Source organism: Bdellovibrionales bacterium, from assembly GCA_018266295.1.
GTDB lineage: Bacteria > Bdellovibrionota > Bdellovibrionia > Bdellovibrionales > Bdellovibrionaceae > JACMRP01.
This window is the reverse complement of record JAFEAQ010000011.1, coordinates 1,077,953-1,093,028: the sequence shown is the minus strand read 5'-3', so window position 1 is coordinate 1,093,028 and position 15,076 is coordinate 1,077,953. Positions and strand designations below refer to the sequence as shown.

The 15,076-nt window shown below is 47.6% G+C and carries 15 protein-coding genes; 13 read left to right on the top strand and 2 right to left on the bottom strand.

Annotation, left to right across the window (positions count from 1 at the left end; genetic code table 11):
• Positions 1 to 8 precede the first annotated feature (8 nt).
• From fliM to JSU04_14020, 11 genes are read left to right on the top strand one after another with little or no spacing between them, the layout of a single operon-like run.
• Positions 9 to 1,013 (top strand): flagellar motor switch protein FliM, encoded by a 1,005-nt coding sequence (gene fliM / locus JSU04_14070; GenBank protein ID MBS1971431.1) that lies wholly within the window; start codon positions 9 to 11, stop codon positions 1,011 to 1,013.
• Between the two features lie 12 nt (positions 1,014 to 1,025).
• Complete coding sequence (gene fliN, locus JSU04_14065) at positions 1,026 to 1,430, top strand: flagellar motor switch protein FliN (GenBank protein ID MBS1971430.1); 405 nt, start codon at positions 1,026 to 1,028, stop codon at positions 1,428 to 1,430.
• Between the two features lie 14 nt (positions 1,431 to 1,444).
• Positions 1,445 to 2,131, top strand: a complete 687-nt coding sequence (locus JSU04_14060) for a flagellar biosynthetic protein FliO (GenBank protein ID MBS1971429.1) — start codon at positions 1,445 to 1,447, stop codon at positions 2,129 to 2,131.
• Positions 2,128 to 2,868 carry a flagellar type III secretion system pore protein FliP gene (fliP, locus tag JSU04_14055; GenBank protein MBS1971428.1) on the top strand — a complete coding sequence of 247 codons (741 nt, stop codon included), beginning with the start codon at positions 2,128 to 2,130 and terminating at the stop codon, positions 2,866 to 2,868. Before JSU04_14060 ends, fliP begins: the two co-directional genes overlap by 4 nt.
• 9 nt (positions 2,869 to 2,877) lie before the next feature.
• Positions 2,878 to 3,150 carry a flagellar biosynthesis protein FliQ gene (fliQ, locus tag JSU04_14050; protein MBS1971427.1) on the top strand — a complete coding sequence of 91 codons (273 nt, stop codon included), beginning with the start codon at positions 2,878 to 2,880 and terminating at the stop codon, positions 3,148 to 3,150.
• 23 nt (positions 3,151 to 3,173) lie between these two features.
• Positions 3,174 to 3,941: a flagellar biosynthetic protein FliR gene (gene fliR / locus JSU04_14045; GenBank protein ID MBS1971426.1), complete on the top strand. Its 768-nt coding sequence runs from the start codon at positions 3,174 to 3,176 to the stop codon at positions 3,939 to 3,941.
• A 14-nt stretch (positions 3,942 to 3,955) separates the two neighbouring features.
• Entirely contained in the window at positions 3,956 to 5,020 is a 1,065-nt protein-coding gene (gene flhB, locus JSU04_14040; GenBank protein ID MBS1971425.1) for a flagellar biosynthesis protein FlhB, read from the top strand.
• Positions 5,020 to 7,119, top strand: coding sequence for a flagellar biosynthesis protein FlhA (gene flhA, locus JSU04_14035; protein ID MBS1971424.1), 2,100 nt, complete (start codon positions 5,020 to 5,022; stop codon positions 7,117 to 7,119). The genes flhB and flhA overlap by 1 nt, the downstream gene beginning before the upstream one ends.
• On the top strand, positions 7,109 to 8,599 hold the full coding sequence (gene flhF / locus JSU04_14030; GenBank protein ID MBS1971423.1) for a flagellar biosynthesis protein FlhF: 1,491 nt from the start codon (positions 7,109 to 7,111) through the stop codon (positions 8,597 to 8,599). Before flhA ends, flhF begins: the two co-directional genes overlap by 11 nt.
• Positions 8,596 to 9,426 (top strand): MinD/ParA family protein, encoded by an 831-nt coding sequence (locus JSU04_14025; GenBank protein MBS1971422.1) that lies wholly within the window; start codon positions 8,596 to 8,598, stop codon positions 9,424 to 9,426. Before flhF ends, JSU04_14025 begins: the two co-directional genes overlap by 4 nt.
• Positions 9,427 to 9,486: 60 nt before the next feature.
• Positions 9,487 to 10,272, top strand: coding sequence for a FliA/WhiG family RNA polymerase sigma factor (locus JSU04_14020; protein ID MBS1971421.1), 786 nt, complete (start codon positions 9,487 to 9,489; stop codon positions 10,270 to 10,272).
• A 26-nt stretch (positions 10,273 to 10,298) separates the two neighbouring features.
• Here the strand turns inward: JSU04_14020 and JSU04_14015 are convergent, their stop codons facing one another.
• Both JSU04_14015 and JSU04_14010 read right to left on the bottom strand, forming a co-directional pair.
• Positions 10,299 to 11,357 (bottom strand): hypothetical protein, encoded by a 1,059-nt coding sequence (locus JSU04_14015; GenBank protein MBS1971420.1) that lies wholly within the window; start codon positions 11,355 to 11,357, stop codon positions 10,299 to 10,301.
• Positions 11,344 to 12,195 (bottom strand): endonuclease/exonuclease/phosphatase family protein, encoded by an 852-nt coding sequence (locus JSU04_14010; GenBank protein ID MBS1971419.1) that lies wholly within the window; start codon positions 12,193 to 12,195, stop codon positions 11,344 to 11,346. Before JSU04_14010 ends, JSU04_14015 begins: the two co-directional genes overlap by 14 nt.
• A gap of 162 nt (positions 12,196 to 12,357) precedes the next feature.
• Between JSU04_14010 and JSU04_14005 the strand changes: the two genes are divergently transcribed.
• Together JSU04_14005 and JSU04_14000 are read left to right on the top strand one after the other, a co-directional pair.
• Complete coding sequence (locus JSU04_14005) at positions 12,358 to 13,056, top strand: hypothetical protein (GenBank protein MBS1971418.1); 699 nt, start codon at positions 12,358 to 12,360, stop codon at positions 13,054 to 13,056.
• A 379-nt stretch (positions 13,057 to 13,435) separates the two neighbouring features.
• A complete protein-coding gene (locus tag JSU04_14000; protein MBS1971417.1) occupies positions 13,436 to 14,863 on the top strand; it encodes a hypothetical protein in 1,428 nt (475 codons plus the stop codon).
• Positions 14,864 to 15,076 lie beyond the last annotated feature (213 nt).

Here is a 15,076-nt window from a genome sequence, read left to right as displayed (position 1 = left end):
GGTCGAGCATGAATCAGGTCCTGTCACAAAGTGAAGTAGATGCGCTCCTAGCCGCCGTCTCAGATGGTGAGGTGACGACCGCGGATACGCCGAAAACGGAGAGCTCCGGTTCGGTTAAAGCGACAGAAGGTAAGAACGTCGTTAACTACGATTTAACGAGCCAAGACCGTATTATCCGCGGTCGCTTACCGCAACTCGAAGTTATCTACGAGAAATTCATGCGTGCATTCCGCGTCTCGTTGTCATCAACGTTGCGTAAGATTGCATCGATCACCCTGACAAGCACTGAGTTTTTAAAATTCGGTGAGTTTATCAATACCTTACCGATGCCAACGTGTATGTCGGTTTTGCGTTTTGGTTCTCTTCGTGGTTCGGCTTTGATGGTGATCGAAAGTAAGCTGGCTTATGCTTTGGTAGATAGCTTCTTCGGTGGTGCTGACCGTCCTTATACAAAGATCGACGGTAAGGAATTTACGCAGATCGAACTTTCGATCGTTAAAAAGGTCGTGGAACTTGCGATCAATGATTTGGAAAATGCTTGGGCATCGGTTGAAAAGATCGATTGTTCTTTCGTACGAACTGAGGTCAATCCTCAGTTCGTCGGTATCGTTCCACCGACAGACGTTGTTATCGCTTCGACATTCGACGTGGAATTGGAAAATGCGACGGGAACTATTTCAGTGGTTGTGCCTTACGCAACCATCGAGCCTATCAAACAAAAACTTCAATCCGGCTTCCAAGTTGAATCTGATCAAACAGATAAAAAGCTTTGGACGGCGATCATCAAAGAGCAGTTGTTAGAGACAAACTGCGAAGTGAAAGTAAACCTCGGTCAAACTGAGATTCTTTTACAAGATCTGATGCACATGAAAGTCGGCGACGTGATTCCTCTCGATCAGGATGCGACCGGCGAAATCGATATTCAAATTGAAAATGTTAAAAAGTTTAAAGGTTACTACGGAATTCATCACGGAACGGTGGCAGTACAAGTCACACGTCAAATAGAGAAATAGGGGGAAGCCATCATGAACGATTTAGAGAATCTAGCGGATCAGCTCGCAGAAGAAGCAGCCGCGATGAACGACGCGCTCGCTGGTAAAGGCGGGGGCGACGCAGGCGGCGGAGGCGGTGGTGCTGGCGGCATGAGCGGCGGCGGCGCCGGACCGAAAGATAAAAACTTGCAATTGATTTTGGACATTCCACTTCGTGTGACTGTGGAATTGGGCCGTACAAAAATGCCGGTGAGCGAGTTGTTGAATCTCACTCAAGGTAGCGTGATCGAGCTTGCGAAATTGGCAGGTGAGCCGATGGAAGTCTACGTCAACGAAAAACTCATCGCCCGCGGTGAAGCCGTTGTGGTCAATGAAAAATTCGGTGTGCGTCTGACAGATATCATTAGCCCGACCGAACGTATTGAGCAGTTGAAATAATTAACGAGGTATTCATGCGCTTGTTACTAGTTACATCTTTATTAATGGTAAGTTTGGCAGTTTCTGCAAAAGAAACGGCGAAGTCTGCGGCTGCTCCAGCAGCGACGGAAGTAGCTGTGACTGAGACGGCGAAAGCTGAATCGGCTCCGGTAGCAGTTGGTGCCGCGACTGAGAATAAAGATGCTGTTGTTGAGAACAAGAAAGAATCAGAAATTCCTTTGAATCTGAATTCCCCCAAGAAAGCTTCAGAGGAAGGTTCTCCTATCTTCAGATTGATTCTGATCGTTTCGATGATGGGTGTCCTTGGTACAGGCGCTTACATTTACATGCGCAAATACTCTAAAACGAGTTTTGCCGCCGGTAAGAATAACGAAATCAAAGTTTTGACTCAGCACTATTTGGGTCCAAAGAAATCTTTGGCAATCATTCGCGTTGCGGGTGAAAGCATCCTGATCGGTGTAACAGATCAAAACATCAATATGATTAAGTCTTTGGCTTTGTTGGATGACGAAGTTCCAGAAGAAATTCATAGCGGTAACTTCGCAGATACTTTCGCGAACGTGCCTGCTACGAAATACACTCCGTCAGTTAAGACGGCTCCCGATGCGACGGTGGAAACTGAAGACGAAGAAGAGTTTTCGATCCGCGGAGTAAAAGACGTCGTTTCTAAGAAGTTGAAAGGCATGAGGTCTTTCCAGTGAAAAAATTCTTACTGATGGCAGGTATTGTTCTTTTTGGCTCCTGGGCGATGGCACAACAAGTGACTTTGCCAACAGTGAATTTGGGTTTCAAAACAACTGACAACCCAAATGAAGTCGTGAATGCCATTAAATTAGTTTTGATCATGACGGTGCTGACTTTGGCTCCGGCGATCTTGATCATGATGACGGGTTTTACTCGTATCATCATCGTTTTGAGCTTCTTGCGCCAAGCGATGGGTATTCAGCAAATGCCACCGAATCAGTTGTTGGTGGGTTTGTCTTTGTTCCTGACCTTCTTTGTGATGGGTCCGGCCTTTAAAGAAGTGAACGAAACAGGTGTGCAGCCGTATTTGGCTGGAAAAATTTCCCAGGACGTGGCTCTTGAAAACTCGCTGGCGCCCCTCAGGAAGTTTATGTTCCATCAGACACGCGACCAAGATCTGGCTTTGTTTGTAAAGCTCGCGAAAATCGAAGCGCCAAAAACTCGTGCGGACGTTCCTACGATCGTTTTGGTTCCGGCTTTCGTTGTGTCTGAATTAAAAACGGCTTTCCAGATCGGATTTATCATTTTCTTGCCGTTCTTAGTGATCGATATCGTTGCTTCAAGTGTCTTAATGGCAATGGGGATGATGATGTTGCCGCCGGTAGTAATTTCACTGCCGTTTAAAATTATGCTTTTTGTTTTGGTCGATGGCTGGGGTCTTCTCATCGGTTCGATGGTGAAGAGTTTCGGGTAGGAGTAGGCGATGACTGAAGAGATTATTATCAAGCTAGGACAAGACGCACTTCGCACGACGGCAATGTTGGCGGCGCCGATGCTCTTGAGCACGTTGGTCATCGGTTTGGCTGTAAGTATCTTCCAAGCTTTAACTCAGATCAATGAATCCACACTGACATTCATTCCGAAGATGATCGTCGTGGCGCTGGTGTTTGTGCTCGCGGGTCCGTGGATGATGGACGTGATGAGCAACTACACGGTGAGTTTGTTTGAGAATATTGCAACGATTGTACGGGAATAAAGGGGACGCATTTGTTCTATACGATGTCGGAAGCACAAGTGATCATGTTCGGACTCATCTTCTTGAGGATGATTGCGTTCGTGGTTTCGTCTGTGGTTTTCGGCTCGGGTAATATCAGCGTTCCGATTAAGATTCTTTTAGCGGTTGTGTTTTCGATGGTGGTCATGCCGGCGATTCACATCTCGGGCGCGGAAGCCGCTCGTTTGACTGAGGATCTGGTTCTGTTGTCAGCCCGTGAAGTGGCTGTCGGTTTGAGTTTAGGTTTTCTGACCCGTTTGTTTTTCTTCGCGGTGGGCATGACGGGAGAGTTGATTTCGGTTTCTATCGGTTTGGGCCAAGCACAGATTTTTAATCCGATGCTGGGTCAAAACAGCAATACGGTGGAACAGTTTTACAATACGATCGCGACTTTGATTTTTTTCGCAGTCAATGGCCACCACATGTTGGTGACGGGAATTGCTCAAAGTTATGAGCTGATTCCTTTGGCACAGTTGAAATTCAACGTAGGGCCAATGGCTGAGATGGCGGGTTTTGTTCAAGACATGATGGTCATGGCCATCAAAATGTGCGCTCCGATTATCGGCGCGATCTTGATCACAAACATCGCCATGGGGGTTTTGGGAAGAGCCGTACCCCAAATCAACGTTTTAGTAACCAGTATGCCGGTTACTTTGATGTTGGGTTTTGTTTTGATGTTTATCTGTATTCCATTACTCGTCATGGAGATGAACGGGATTTTGGATTTAACGCAGACGAAGATGTTGTTGGTAATGAAAGCCTTAGCGTTCTAGGAAGGAACATTTAGGTGGCAGAGGACCAAGAAGAGAAGACGGAACAGGCGACGGACGCCCGGAGGGAAGACTTCCGTAGACGTGGTCAAGTGGCGCAAACGAAAGAGTTGGCGTCGTGCTTGCTATTGTTGACGTTTGCTGGGGGCATTTATGCTCTCAGTCGTTTCTTTTTTCAAAACATCTATGAAGTATTCAATTACTCATTCGGTCCACAGCTCGTGACCACCATCCGCTCCGGCAATTTCACGGAAGCTATGACGTTCTGTGCGCAGAAGATGTTTATCTTGATTGCGCCGGTCATGGCTGTTGCTGCGTTGATCAGTGCGATCTCGTCGATTGCTCAAGTAGGTTTCATGCAGGTTGAAGATGCGATGAGCCCGGACTTCAATAAATTGAATCCGATTGAAGGCTTTAAACGCGTTTTCAGTATGCGCGCTTTGGTAGAAGGATTGAAGTCCTTCTTGAAATTGCTCTTTATCGGGATGGTTCTGTACTTCTTGCTTCGTTCAGAAGTGGTGAAGGTTCCTTACCTGATCGGTTATTCTCTGGAAGGTATTTTCCAGTACATCGGTGGCATCGTGATTCGCCTGCTCGGTGGTATCGGCATGATGATGCTGATTCTGTCAGCTGCGGACTATTTCTTTCAGCGTTGGAAGCTTGAAAAAGAAATGATGATGACCAAGCAAGAAGTGAAAGAAGAAGCTAAATCCCGCGAGGGGGATCCGATGATCAAGGCTCGTGTCCGCCGTATGCAACGCGAGCGCGCGAGCAAGCGTATGATGGATGCGATTCCAAAAGCAGACGTCGTGATCACGAATCCAACTCATATCGCGGTTGTATTGAAGTACGACGCGAACTTGCCGGCGCCACAGATCGTGGCTAAAGGCGCTGATTTCATGGCTGAAAAAATTAAAGAAATCGCACGCGAACACAATATTCCTATTGTTGAGAACAAACCATTGGCTCGAACTATTTATAAAACCCTCAAGATCGGCCAAGTGATTCCTCGCGAACTGTTCGTCGCGGTCGCAGAAGTTCTTTCGTATGTTTATAAGTTACGTAAAAAGGTGAGAAGATAATGGAACCGTTGTTTCAATTCATCAAGAGATTCGAAAAGTTCACCAAGAATACGGATTTATTCATTGCCTTCGGGTTGTTAGCAATCCTTGCGGTCATGATCATTCCGCTCCCGCCAATAATGCTCGACTTGTCATTGAGTTTCTCTCTGTCTTTGAGCTTGTTGATCCTGGTTGTTTCCATCTACGTAAAGCGTGCTCTTGATTTTACGTCGTTCCCGTCATTGCTTTTGATGACGACTTTGTTCCGTTTGTCGATGAACGTGGCAACGACTCGTTTGATCCTGACTCATGGTCATGAGGGAACTCATGCTGCCGGTGACGTGATCGAGGCTTTCGGTAACTTCGTTGTCGGTAATAACTATGTGATCGGTATCATCGTCTTCATGATCTTGATCGTGATCAACTTCATCGTAATCACCAAGGGTTCTGGACGCGTCGCTGAGGTTGCAGCACGTTTCACTTTGGATGCGATGCCTGGTAAGCAAATGGCGATCGATGCCGACTTGAACGCCGGCCTCATCACGGAAGCTGACGCCCGCAAACGCCGTAAAGAGATCGAGCAAGAGGCGGATTTTTATGGTGCGATGGATGGTGCCTCGAAGTTCGTACGTGGTGATGCGATTGCCGGTATCATCATTACTTTGATCAATATCATTGGCGGTCTTTTGATTGGTGTGATCCAAAAAGGCCTCGATATTTCGACAGCTGCCAAGTACTACACGATGCTGACGATCGGTGACGGTCTCTTGGCTCAGATTCCGGCACTTATTATCTCCACGGCGGCCGGTATGATCGTAACCCGCAGTTCGAGCACGGATGAGAACATGGGTGCTGAGGTTGCGGGTCAGCTCTTGGTAAATCCACGTGCTGTGGCGATTTCGGCAGCGGTTATCGGGTTGCTGGCCTTGGTGCCGGGTCTTCCGACAGTTCCATTCTTATTCATGTCGATCATTCTTGGAACGGTTTCTTGGGTCATTAATCGCTACAAACAGGAAAAAGAAGAAAACGAGAAAAAAGCCGCCGAAGTGGTGGCTTCCGCACCGAAGAAAGAAAACATCGAGACGATGCTTCCTCTGGATCTCGTCGAGCTCGAAGTGGGTTATGGTCTTATTAATATCGTTGAATCTGACAAAAGCGGCGATCTTCTCGAGCGTATCGTCAGTATCCGTAAACAGTTTGCTCTCGATCTTGGCATCGTTGTGCCGAGTATTCATATCCGCGACAACTTGCAGTTGGCTCCGGGTGAATACCGCGTCCTTATTAAAGGGAACAGAGTCGGCGGCGGAACTCTTCGCCCCGAATTCATGCTGGCGATGGATCCAGGCAACGTGATGGAGCGTATCGAAGGTATTCCTACGAAGGAGCCTGCGTTTGGTTTGGATGCTCTTTGGGTTTCGCCGAATCGCAAGGAAGAAGCTGAAATGGCCGGTTACACGGTGGTGGATTTGCCGACAGTGATGGCGACTCACTTGACAGAGATCGTACGTACGCATGCGCATGAACTCCTTGGCCGTCAGGAAGCTTCTTCGTTGGTTGATAACTTTAAAAAGTCTCACCCGAAAGTGGTGGAAGAGCTTATCCCGGATCAAATGTCTTTGGGTGCTGTCGTGCGCGTATTGCAAGGCTTGTTGAAAGAACAGGTTTCTATCCGCGACCTGCTGACAATTTTTGAAACCTTGGCGGATGAAGCTCCTCGCAATAAAGACACTGAGGTTCTGACCGAGAATGTCCGTCGTGCTTTGGCTCGCTCGATTACGGCGAAGTATACGACGGAGCTTGGCAATATTCCGGTGATGACATTGCATCCAGTGATTGAAGAATTGATTGCGAATTCCTTGTTGCAAACAGAGCAGGGCGTTCAGTTGGTGATGGATCCAAATACGGCGCATAGACTCATTGGAGAGATCGCTCGCACGGTAGAAACGCATCCTGAAATCGCGGGTCAGCCGATCTTGTTAACAAGCCCGACGTCACGTCGTCACTTGTTTAAGCTGACTCACAGATTCATTCCGCAACTGGTGATTTTGTCTCATAACGAATTAACATCCGACGCAAATGTACAATCCGTCGCTTTGGTGGAGTTAAACAATGCAGGTTAAGAAATTTGAAGCTCGCACAATGAAGGAAGCCCTCGAGATGGTCAAAGCTGAGCTTGGCCCCGATGCGATCATTCTTTCTGCACGGGATAACAACAAGAGCTACGGTCTTGTTGGTGACGGCAGTGTCGAGATCACAGCGGCGGTTTCAGAGGAGACTTTGCAAAAAAAACGTTTTGCCGAAGCTCGCTTGCGTGAGCAAGAGCGGACGAAGTTCAGCCAAAGCACGGCTCGCCAGCAAAAAGAGTTGATCGAGAAGATGGTGAATAAGCATCTTGAAAGAAACAAGGCGCCACGTCCTATTACTTCCCAACGTTATATTGATATCGATGAAGAACAGGTTCAGATGCAGCAGGATAACCGCTATGGTTCTATGGCGGCGCAAGAACGTGTTCAGTCAGCGGCTAAGCGTGCTTTGGCGGCTTTGCAAGATCAAGCTCCTCAGCCGGCAAGAAAAGCGGCTCCGGTTGTAGCCCCAGTGAAGGCGGCGGCAGCGGCGGCCATTAACACGGTCATTCCGGCAGTACCAACGCCAACCGCAAAACAAGTAGAATCTTTAGAAATGCAGTCTTTGAAAACAGAGATTGCGAACTTAAAGCAGGTTTTAGCTCAGTTTCAGAACATTCCACAGAATTTCGTTCAAGGTCATCCGGGCTCGGAGTTCGGCTTGCCTTATGATTTGAGCTTCGTATTTGAAAAGCTCGTTACCGCAGGCGTTGCGCCTGAGATCTCAGCGGATATCTGTGGTCATGCACAGAAAGATCTTCCGTCTTTGAAATTGAAGAACCGCGCTTTGGTGGAAGGCTGGGTTGCAAGAAAAATCCTTGAGACAACCAAGGTTTGTACACCAGAGGAAACCAAGCAGGCAAAGGTTCACATTTTTGTCGGCGCTGCAGGTTCTGGTAAAACGACAGCCCTTGTAAAAATGGCAAGCCACTTAGTGGTTCGTGAAAACAAAAAAGTAGCGATTCTTTCCGCCGATACTTTCAAGGTGGGTGCCGCGGATCAGATGCGTATTTATGCTCAAATCCTCAATGTCCCATTCAGTGTTATTCGTAATGCCAGCGACTGGTATCACATCATGAATTACATGAATAGCGTGGATTACATCCTTGTCGACTATCCGGGCTTGAGCCTTCGTAATGCCGAAGAAGGCATGAACTTGAAGCGCTTGATGCCACCGGCGACTTTGAAGTCCCGCGTGCACTTGGTACTTTCGACATTGGCAAAAGATCAAGACGTGACGGAGCTCGGCCGCCGTTACTCGGTACTGGATTACCATGACGTGATCTTTACGGGCCTTGATGAGTCCGTACAGCACGGAACTATTTATAATTTTATGAGACGCTTTGATGTGCCACTCCACTCGTTTGGTATCGGTACGCGCGTCCCTGAAGACTTCGAGTTCGCGACGAAAGAGCGTGTGTTGGATCTTCTTTTTAAAATCACTCAAGCGACTAAACAGGAACATCAGACATTATGAAATATAACGGACTCTTCCAAAGCAGCGGAACGCGCACAATCAGCATCACCTCCGGTAAAGGCGGCGTGGGTAAAACCACTTTGACTTCGAACCTGGCGTTGCGATTGTCACAGACCGGAAACAAAGTTCTGATCTTTGACGGCGATTTGGGAATGGCGAACGTGGATATTCTGTACGGAGTTAAAGCTGACGGAAATATCCATGATGTGATCATGGGCGATAAGACCATCGATGAAATCCTCGTGGAAGTGGCGAAGGATGTGTTCTTGATTCCTGGCGGTAGTGGCATCTTGGAGTTTAACAACCTCAATAGCTTTCAAAGACGCACGATGATCGAAGCAGTCGGCACTTTGCCGCAGGATTTCGATTACATGCTGATCGATACAGCGCCTGGAATAGCTGATAACGTTCTGTATTTAAATGCGGCCGCGCAAACGATCTCGGTTGTGATCACTCCGGATCCTGCCAGCCTGGCGGATTCTTATGCGCTTATTAAAGTTCTGCATCAGAAATACAAAGAGAATAAGTTTTCTATTATCTGCAACAATGTTCGTGATGAAGCGGAAGGCGCGGGTCTTTATCAGCGCTTCAACGATGTTGTGAATAAGTTCCTCTACATTGGTCTTGATTACTGGGGTTCCGTACCTATGGATCCCGTACTTCGTAAGGCGACGCAGTTAAATCGTCTCATCATGAGACACGACATGACTGCGGAGTCCGCAAAGGCGATTAAGAATCTCAGCACGCAAATCGAGAATTCTAATCAGAAAATCATCACTAAGGGCGGGCTGCAGATGTTCTGGGAACAGGTCGTCGGTGTAGCTTAAGGGAATTGGACTTTTTAGAACTGGTATCCGTTTGCTAACATGGAATAACAGAGGGAACGTATGGCGAAAAACGTGGCATTGCTGAAAAAGTACAAAGAGGAGCCTAAGAAACTCACCCAGAAACAAAAGGATGAGTTGATTAAGGAATACGCTCCGCTGATTAAGTTCGTCGCACAAAAGATTGCCGTGCGCCTTCCTTCAAATATCGAATTGGATGACTTGATCTCTGCCGGTGTGATCGGCTTGATGGATGCCATCGATAAATACGATCCCACTCGTGATAATAAATTTAAAACTTATGCCGAGTTCCGTATTCGTGGTGCGATCCTCGATGAGCTCCGCGCTCAAGACTGGGTTCCACGCTCTATTCGTGACAAAGCAAAACTTCTCGATAAGACAATGGCAAACCTAGAAAACGAGCTCGGTCGTGCGCCGACCGACGAGGAAGTTTCTAAGGCGTTGAATATTTCTGTCGACGAGTTCCATGATCTCGTGAACCAAGTTCGTCCTGTGAGCTTGCTTTCAATTGATAACAGTCAATCCTTCAGCAATGACGACCACAAGTCGATCTTGAACCTTTTGGAAGGTTCTAAGCTGAATAATCCGTTCAATCAGCTCAATATCAAGTCCATCAAAGAAGTCGTGGCTCAGGCCATCGAAGAATTGCCTGAGCGTCAGCGCTTGGTTCTTTCTTTGTATTACTTTGAAGATTTGAACTTAAAAGAGATCGGTCAGGTTCTGCGAGTCACAGAGAGCCGCGTATCTCAGCTCCACGCCCAGGCTGTTGCGAGACTTCGTGTGAAGCTGCAACAAAGCATCGGCGCGGGTGAGCTCGAAGTCGCCTAGTCACCTAGGCGGCCTTTCGTGGTCGCTTAGAACTTCTTTAATTCCGTCAAGCGAGCGGCGATTTCGCGGAAGTTAGATACTTTCTCGGAAGTCGTTCGTGGATTGCTGGTAATATCCACCAGAGTCATATTGTTGATCATTCTCTTCAGCATGAAATCCATTTCTGGTTTCGCGCCGATTTGTTGAAGGATCTTCTTCGTTTTCAAAGCTCCGTCCAAGAACATATTAAACTCCTCGATTTGAGCCGCGTTAAAGCTGTTCAAATCCAGAGTCCATTTTTTCGCAAAGAACTTAACTCCCGTCCATTTGCTGTGAGCCACCGGAGTCGCGCGGCCGAGGAACAAGGCGCTTAGGTAATTATAGCGAGCTTGCATCAAGTAAATGGCCGCAGGCTCGTTAGAAAGAATTTCGAAAACATAGCCCGGATAATCAGAGATCTTCTTATCGCCGGATTCAATCGACGCTTTTGCAAGCAAAGACTCTTCGATCATCTTGTACATTGAAATCGATTTCATGGAAGGATTTTCTTTAATGCGCTTTTCTTGCTTCGGATTCAAGTAGTGAGTCGTCACCGCAAGTGCATTCAAACAAGCAATGAGGTTGCCTTTATCCGTAGAGATAATCTGGTCAGCAAATGGATCTGGCTTCATCACACCGTTAGGGATGAATTGATATACATCTTTAAAGAACTCACGCGCAGCCAGTGTTGCAAGGTCGATACGCTTTTCTTCGCCTTTATCTTCGTTGGCATTTGTCCAGAACTGGAATTCAAAAGACATGAAGTATTTAGCAGCTTCCGAAAGCTTGCGAGCAGGTTCATCTGCTTTCAGCATATTGTCTAAAGCGGCACGGCGGGCAGCCAATGAGTCACCTTGGCGAAGAGCATCGTAGAGCTCGCCAGTAGCGTTCTCGAGGCCTTCAGTGCGCTCATTCATTTTGCCCGTTGTTTCGTTCATCTGTTGAGTGGTTTTATTCATCTCGGCGGTCTGGTCATGCATATCATCGAGATTGCGTTTCATATCGCAGGCATTCAGAGCCACAGCGAAACCGACTAAGACGAGGAGGTTCTTATTAGTTGCCTTCATACATCATCACCTTGTTATTTTCAAAAATTAGATCAACCATCAATGGGGCATGGTCTGAAGAATCGATATGAGAAAGATCAAAAATGAAGTTCGCTTTCATTCCGCGCAGGAATACATGATCTAAATCGAGCATTCCTGCGACAGGAGTGTTGACCTGGCTTAAACCCAGCGGTTCAAAGAGGCTCTTAACATAAGCCAAGCGAGCAGGCTCCCAGGTATTAAAATCACCGGCTACGATCATTGGGCCTTGATGCTGGCGAAGCTTTTCAGCTAACTGGTTCATTTGAACTTTGTAAGCCTCAAGTCCCACGAAGTTAATACCATGAATATTCGCCACTAAAAGTGTGTCGTAAGTACCGTTGATTGAAAACACAGAGAGCAAGATCGTCTTAGGGGTTTCAGTCACAGGCTCTGTGACTTTAGAGATAATCACATCTTCACCCAGGGGCTTCACGCGATAAGCGGTTGCAACGCCGGTAAAGCTAAAATCAAAAAGCTGGAAAGACTTCGCCATCGTCCACTCGAAATCGGTATTTGCGGCGACTAAGCTTTGAATGAAGTCAGGTCGGCTAACGGCTTCTTGAAAGAGGGCCAGATCCGCACCGAAAGTCAGATCACCGAAGTCTTGAGAAAGTCTTTGATCCTCAGCTTTGTGGATGTTCCAAACGAACAATCGTATTTTGTCTGAAGGCAACGAGGACGTTGGCGCCGGCTTACCAAACGAGAGTGTCGAATCATTGTACAGATTCCCCAAAAAGGCATCGGCAGCGCGGGCTGTTCCGATCCCAAAAGAACCTATAATCGCGATGAATATGATAAAGCGAGCTAAGTAAAACATGACAGAGAGCTAATGCAATTGTGAATCCTTGATTTTGTTTAAATCTTTTAAACGATGGAAACGGAATCGGCAGGACGGGGCGCCCGGGACGGCCCACGTTTGTTTACAAGGGCTCATATGTGGCAACCATCTTGCTTTAATGAGGGGAATCCGGGGGAAACAATGTATATCAAAAAACCACAAAGAATCGTGTTCATTACTTTGCTCACGGTAATGATCATCGGATTCCAGAACTGCGGCAAGACGAACTTCACGGCGGTGCCAGGGGCAACATCTCTGAAAGCGGGAGATGCTGAAATGGAACTTCCACAAGACGGTGTTCCGTCAACGGATGAAAATGGCAATCAACCGGCTCAGGAAATTCCTGATGATCCCAATGTCGCCTATTCCGGCGCTTGTTCTGTGTTTAAAGATATGCAAATCCCGATGATGATTCCAAGCTCGGCGCAAGACGTAGTTCTTAGTGGTCGTGCGGGCGCTCTGAAGATTGATCTTGCTAAGAATGTCGATCTGCAAGGGATCGCGGGTCACATCATGATTCGCGCGGCCGACAAGATCGTGCGTATCAACGGTGCCGCAGGTGGCGTTCAAGCCAATGCCAATGAGATTTCATCGATCTCAAATTTGGCCGGCAAAGTTTGTATTCATGCTATGAAAGTTGGAACGATTTCCGGTGCAGCCGGCGGTACAAAAGTGATCGCGGCAGAGATTGAGGAGATCTCAAATACAGCCGGTAAGATCCACGTTTATGGCGGTGTGATCAAAATGGTTCGCAATAACGCCGGCGGCATTTGCCTGCATGGCGGAGCCAAGGTTTTGAACTATAGCAATGTCGCTGGATTCGTGGGTGAGTGCCAATAAGTCCCCCTTAAGGGCATCCCGTTCTGATAAGACTTCAAAGAGCCCGGAGTGAGACACCGGGCTCTTTCATTTTCTAGACAGTTTTTTCTGAATCCTCACATTGAGATAGCTCTGCAAGGGCGCTTTTGCCGAGAGCTTCGACGAAAAATCAGAAATTCCGACCTAAAACAAAGAGGCTCCTCATCGCAGATTGTATTTGAGGACAAAACCAATCTTCGATTTTTTGATCAAAGTTTCTCCACGACTAAGGACTGATCATTTCCTCAGAGTTTCCACAATGAGAATCCTAAATAGCTGAGCACACTTAAGAAGATGGAACGTCCGCATCCGGCTTGGTCCAGGACTTGCGTATATTGCTTAATGTGGAGGGGTAGTCCCAATGAAAGCATTTATTGTCTCAAACAAATTTCTGATCGGCTCCGTTCTCTCTTTGAGCCTTACTGCCTGTGGTAACAATATGGGTGGTATGCAAGCAGGGGATCAATCCTCCATTATGAGCATGGCGCCAGCAGCTGACGGCTGGATCCCAGGACAAGAAGATGTGCCTCCTCCTGTGGTGGATACCACGCCAACGCCGGCACCAACACCCGTTGTAGACCCTACACCAGTGGCTACGCCGACTCCTGTGGTTGTTGAGCCTACTCCAACGGCGACACCTGTCGTTGAACCAACACCAACTCCAGTAGTTGTTGTGCCAACTCCGACTCCGACACCAGCTCCAACGGCAACTCCAGTTATTGATCCAACGCCAGCTCCAACTCCGGTAGCTACGGCGACTCCAGTTATTGATCCGACTCCGGCTCCTACTCCAGTAGCGACTGCAACGCCAGTTGTAGATCCTACTCCAGTACCAACTCCGGTTTCGACTCCGACACCAGTGCCTACGCCTGTGTCGACTCCAACACCAAATCCAACTCCAGTAGCAACACCGACTCCTGTTGTTGATCCAACTCCGGCTCCTACGCCAGTTGCGACACCAACTCCGGTAGCTACACCAAGTCCTACTCCTGTATCGACTCCGAGCCCAACTCCAGTAGCTACGCCTACTCCAGTTGTAACTCCTAGTCCAACACCAGTAGCGACTCCAAGTCCTACTCCAAAACCTACGCCAGTAGTATCACCTACTCCTTGCAAAGGTTGCGGTTGCGGTCATAACCCGACTCCGACTCCAACACCTACGCCAGCTCCTACACCAGTTGTAGATGATGCTGATCCGTATACTGGTGAGTGTGCTCTGTTCAAAAACACTGCGGCCTTCGATTCATTGCAAGTGAATGCTTCGAATGTAGACCTCTGGTTGGCGAACAAAGCCGGTAAGCAAACTGTTGGTGATATTCGTAACTTGCAAGTTTCAAATATCGCTGGTGGCTTCAGCATTAACTCTGCAATGTACATCAGCTCAATCTCTGGTTCAGCAGGTGCAGCTTATGTCAGAGTTTCTGGTGACATCGGTTCTATCAGCAATATGAGCGGTAGCGTACGTGTCGATCACGCTGCAAACATCGGTACTATCAACGGTGTAGCAGGTATCGTACAAGTCAATGCTCTGACTGTTGGTAGCTTGAATGGTATGGCGGGTAACGCTTGTATCAGAGCTAGAGCAATCGGCAAAATCACTTCAACTGCAGGTAAGAAAGTGATCATCACTCAGCAGTTGGATGAATTGACTGCACAAGCCGGTGTAGTACACATCTACGGCGGTACTGTGAAAGTCTTGAAAAACAGCGCCGGCAAAGTGTGCTTGCACGGTGGCGCAAAAATCCTCAACTACAGCAACGTTGCTGGGTATGTAGGACCTTGTAAATAACAGCTAAAAGGAGTTTCTGGTAAACTCCACATAACAAAGGGCCTCGGCAATCGCCGGGGCCTTTTTCATTTTTACCGCCGTTTGGATTATTGTCTGAAAGAAGTATTTAGACATGAGTATTGGATTTGGGCCGCAACTCAGGCAAATTAGTCTTGGTTTATTCATAACCGATGACTTCACATGAGCGTATGCTATCGTGCTAGTACAACCACA

Bases quoted from the DNA above. Each gene is read 5' to 3' on its own strand.
- fliM (MBS1971431.1), top strand. From the start codon at position 9: ATGAATCAGGTCCTGTCACAAAGTGAAGTAGATGCGCTCCTAGCCGCC.
- fliN (MBS1971430.1), top strand. From the start codon at position 1,026: ATGAACGATTTAGAGAATCTAGCGGATCAGCTCGCAGAAGAAGCAGCC.
- JSU04_14060 (MBS1971429.1), top strand. From the start codon at position 1,445: ATGCGCTTGTTACTAGTTACATCTTTATTAATGGTAAGTTTGGCAGTT.
- fliQ (MBS1971427.1), top strand. From the start codon at position 2,878: ATGACTGAAGAGATTATTATCAAGCTAGGACAAGACGCACTTCGCACG.
- fliR (MBS1971426.1), top strand. From the start codon at position 3,174: ATGTCGGAAGCACAAGTGATCATGTTCGGACTCATCTTCTTGAGGATG.
- flhA (MBS1971424.1), top strand. From the start codon at position 5,020: ATGGAACCGTTGTTTCAATTCATCAAGAGATTCGAAAAGTTCACCAAG.
- flhF (MBS1971423.1), top strand. From the start codon at position 7,109: ATGCAGGTTAAGAAATTTGAAGCTCGCACAATGAAGGAAGCCCTCGAG.
- JSU04_14025 (MBS1971422.1), top strand. From the start codon at position 8,596: ATGAAATATAACGGACTCTTCCAAAGCAGCGGAACGCGCACAATCAGC.
- JSU04_14020 (MBS1971421.1), top strand. From the start codon at position 9,487: ATGGCGAAAAACGTGGCATTGCTGAAAAAGTACAAAGAGGAGCCTAAG.
- JSU04_14015 (MBS1971420.1), bottom strand. From the start codon at position 11,357: ATGAAGGCAACTAATAAGAACCTCCTCGTCTTAGTCGGTTTCGCTGTG.
- JSU04_14010 (MBS1971419.1), bottom strand. From the start codon at position 12,195: ATGTTTTACTTAGCTCGCTTTATCATATTCATCGCGATTATAGGTTCT.
- JSU04_14005 (MBS1971418.1), top strand. From the start codon at position 12,358: ATGTATATCAAAAAACCACAAAGAATCGTGTTCATTACTTTGCTCACG.
- JSU04_14000 (MBS1971417.1), top strand. From the start codon at position 13,436: ATGAAAGCATTTATTGTCTCAAACAAATTTCTGATCGGCTCCGTTCTC.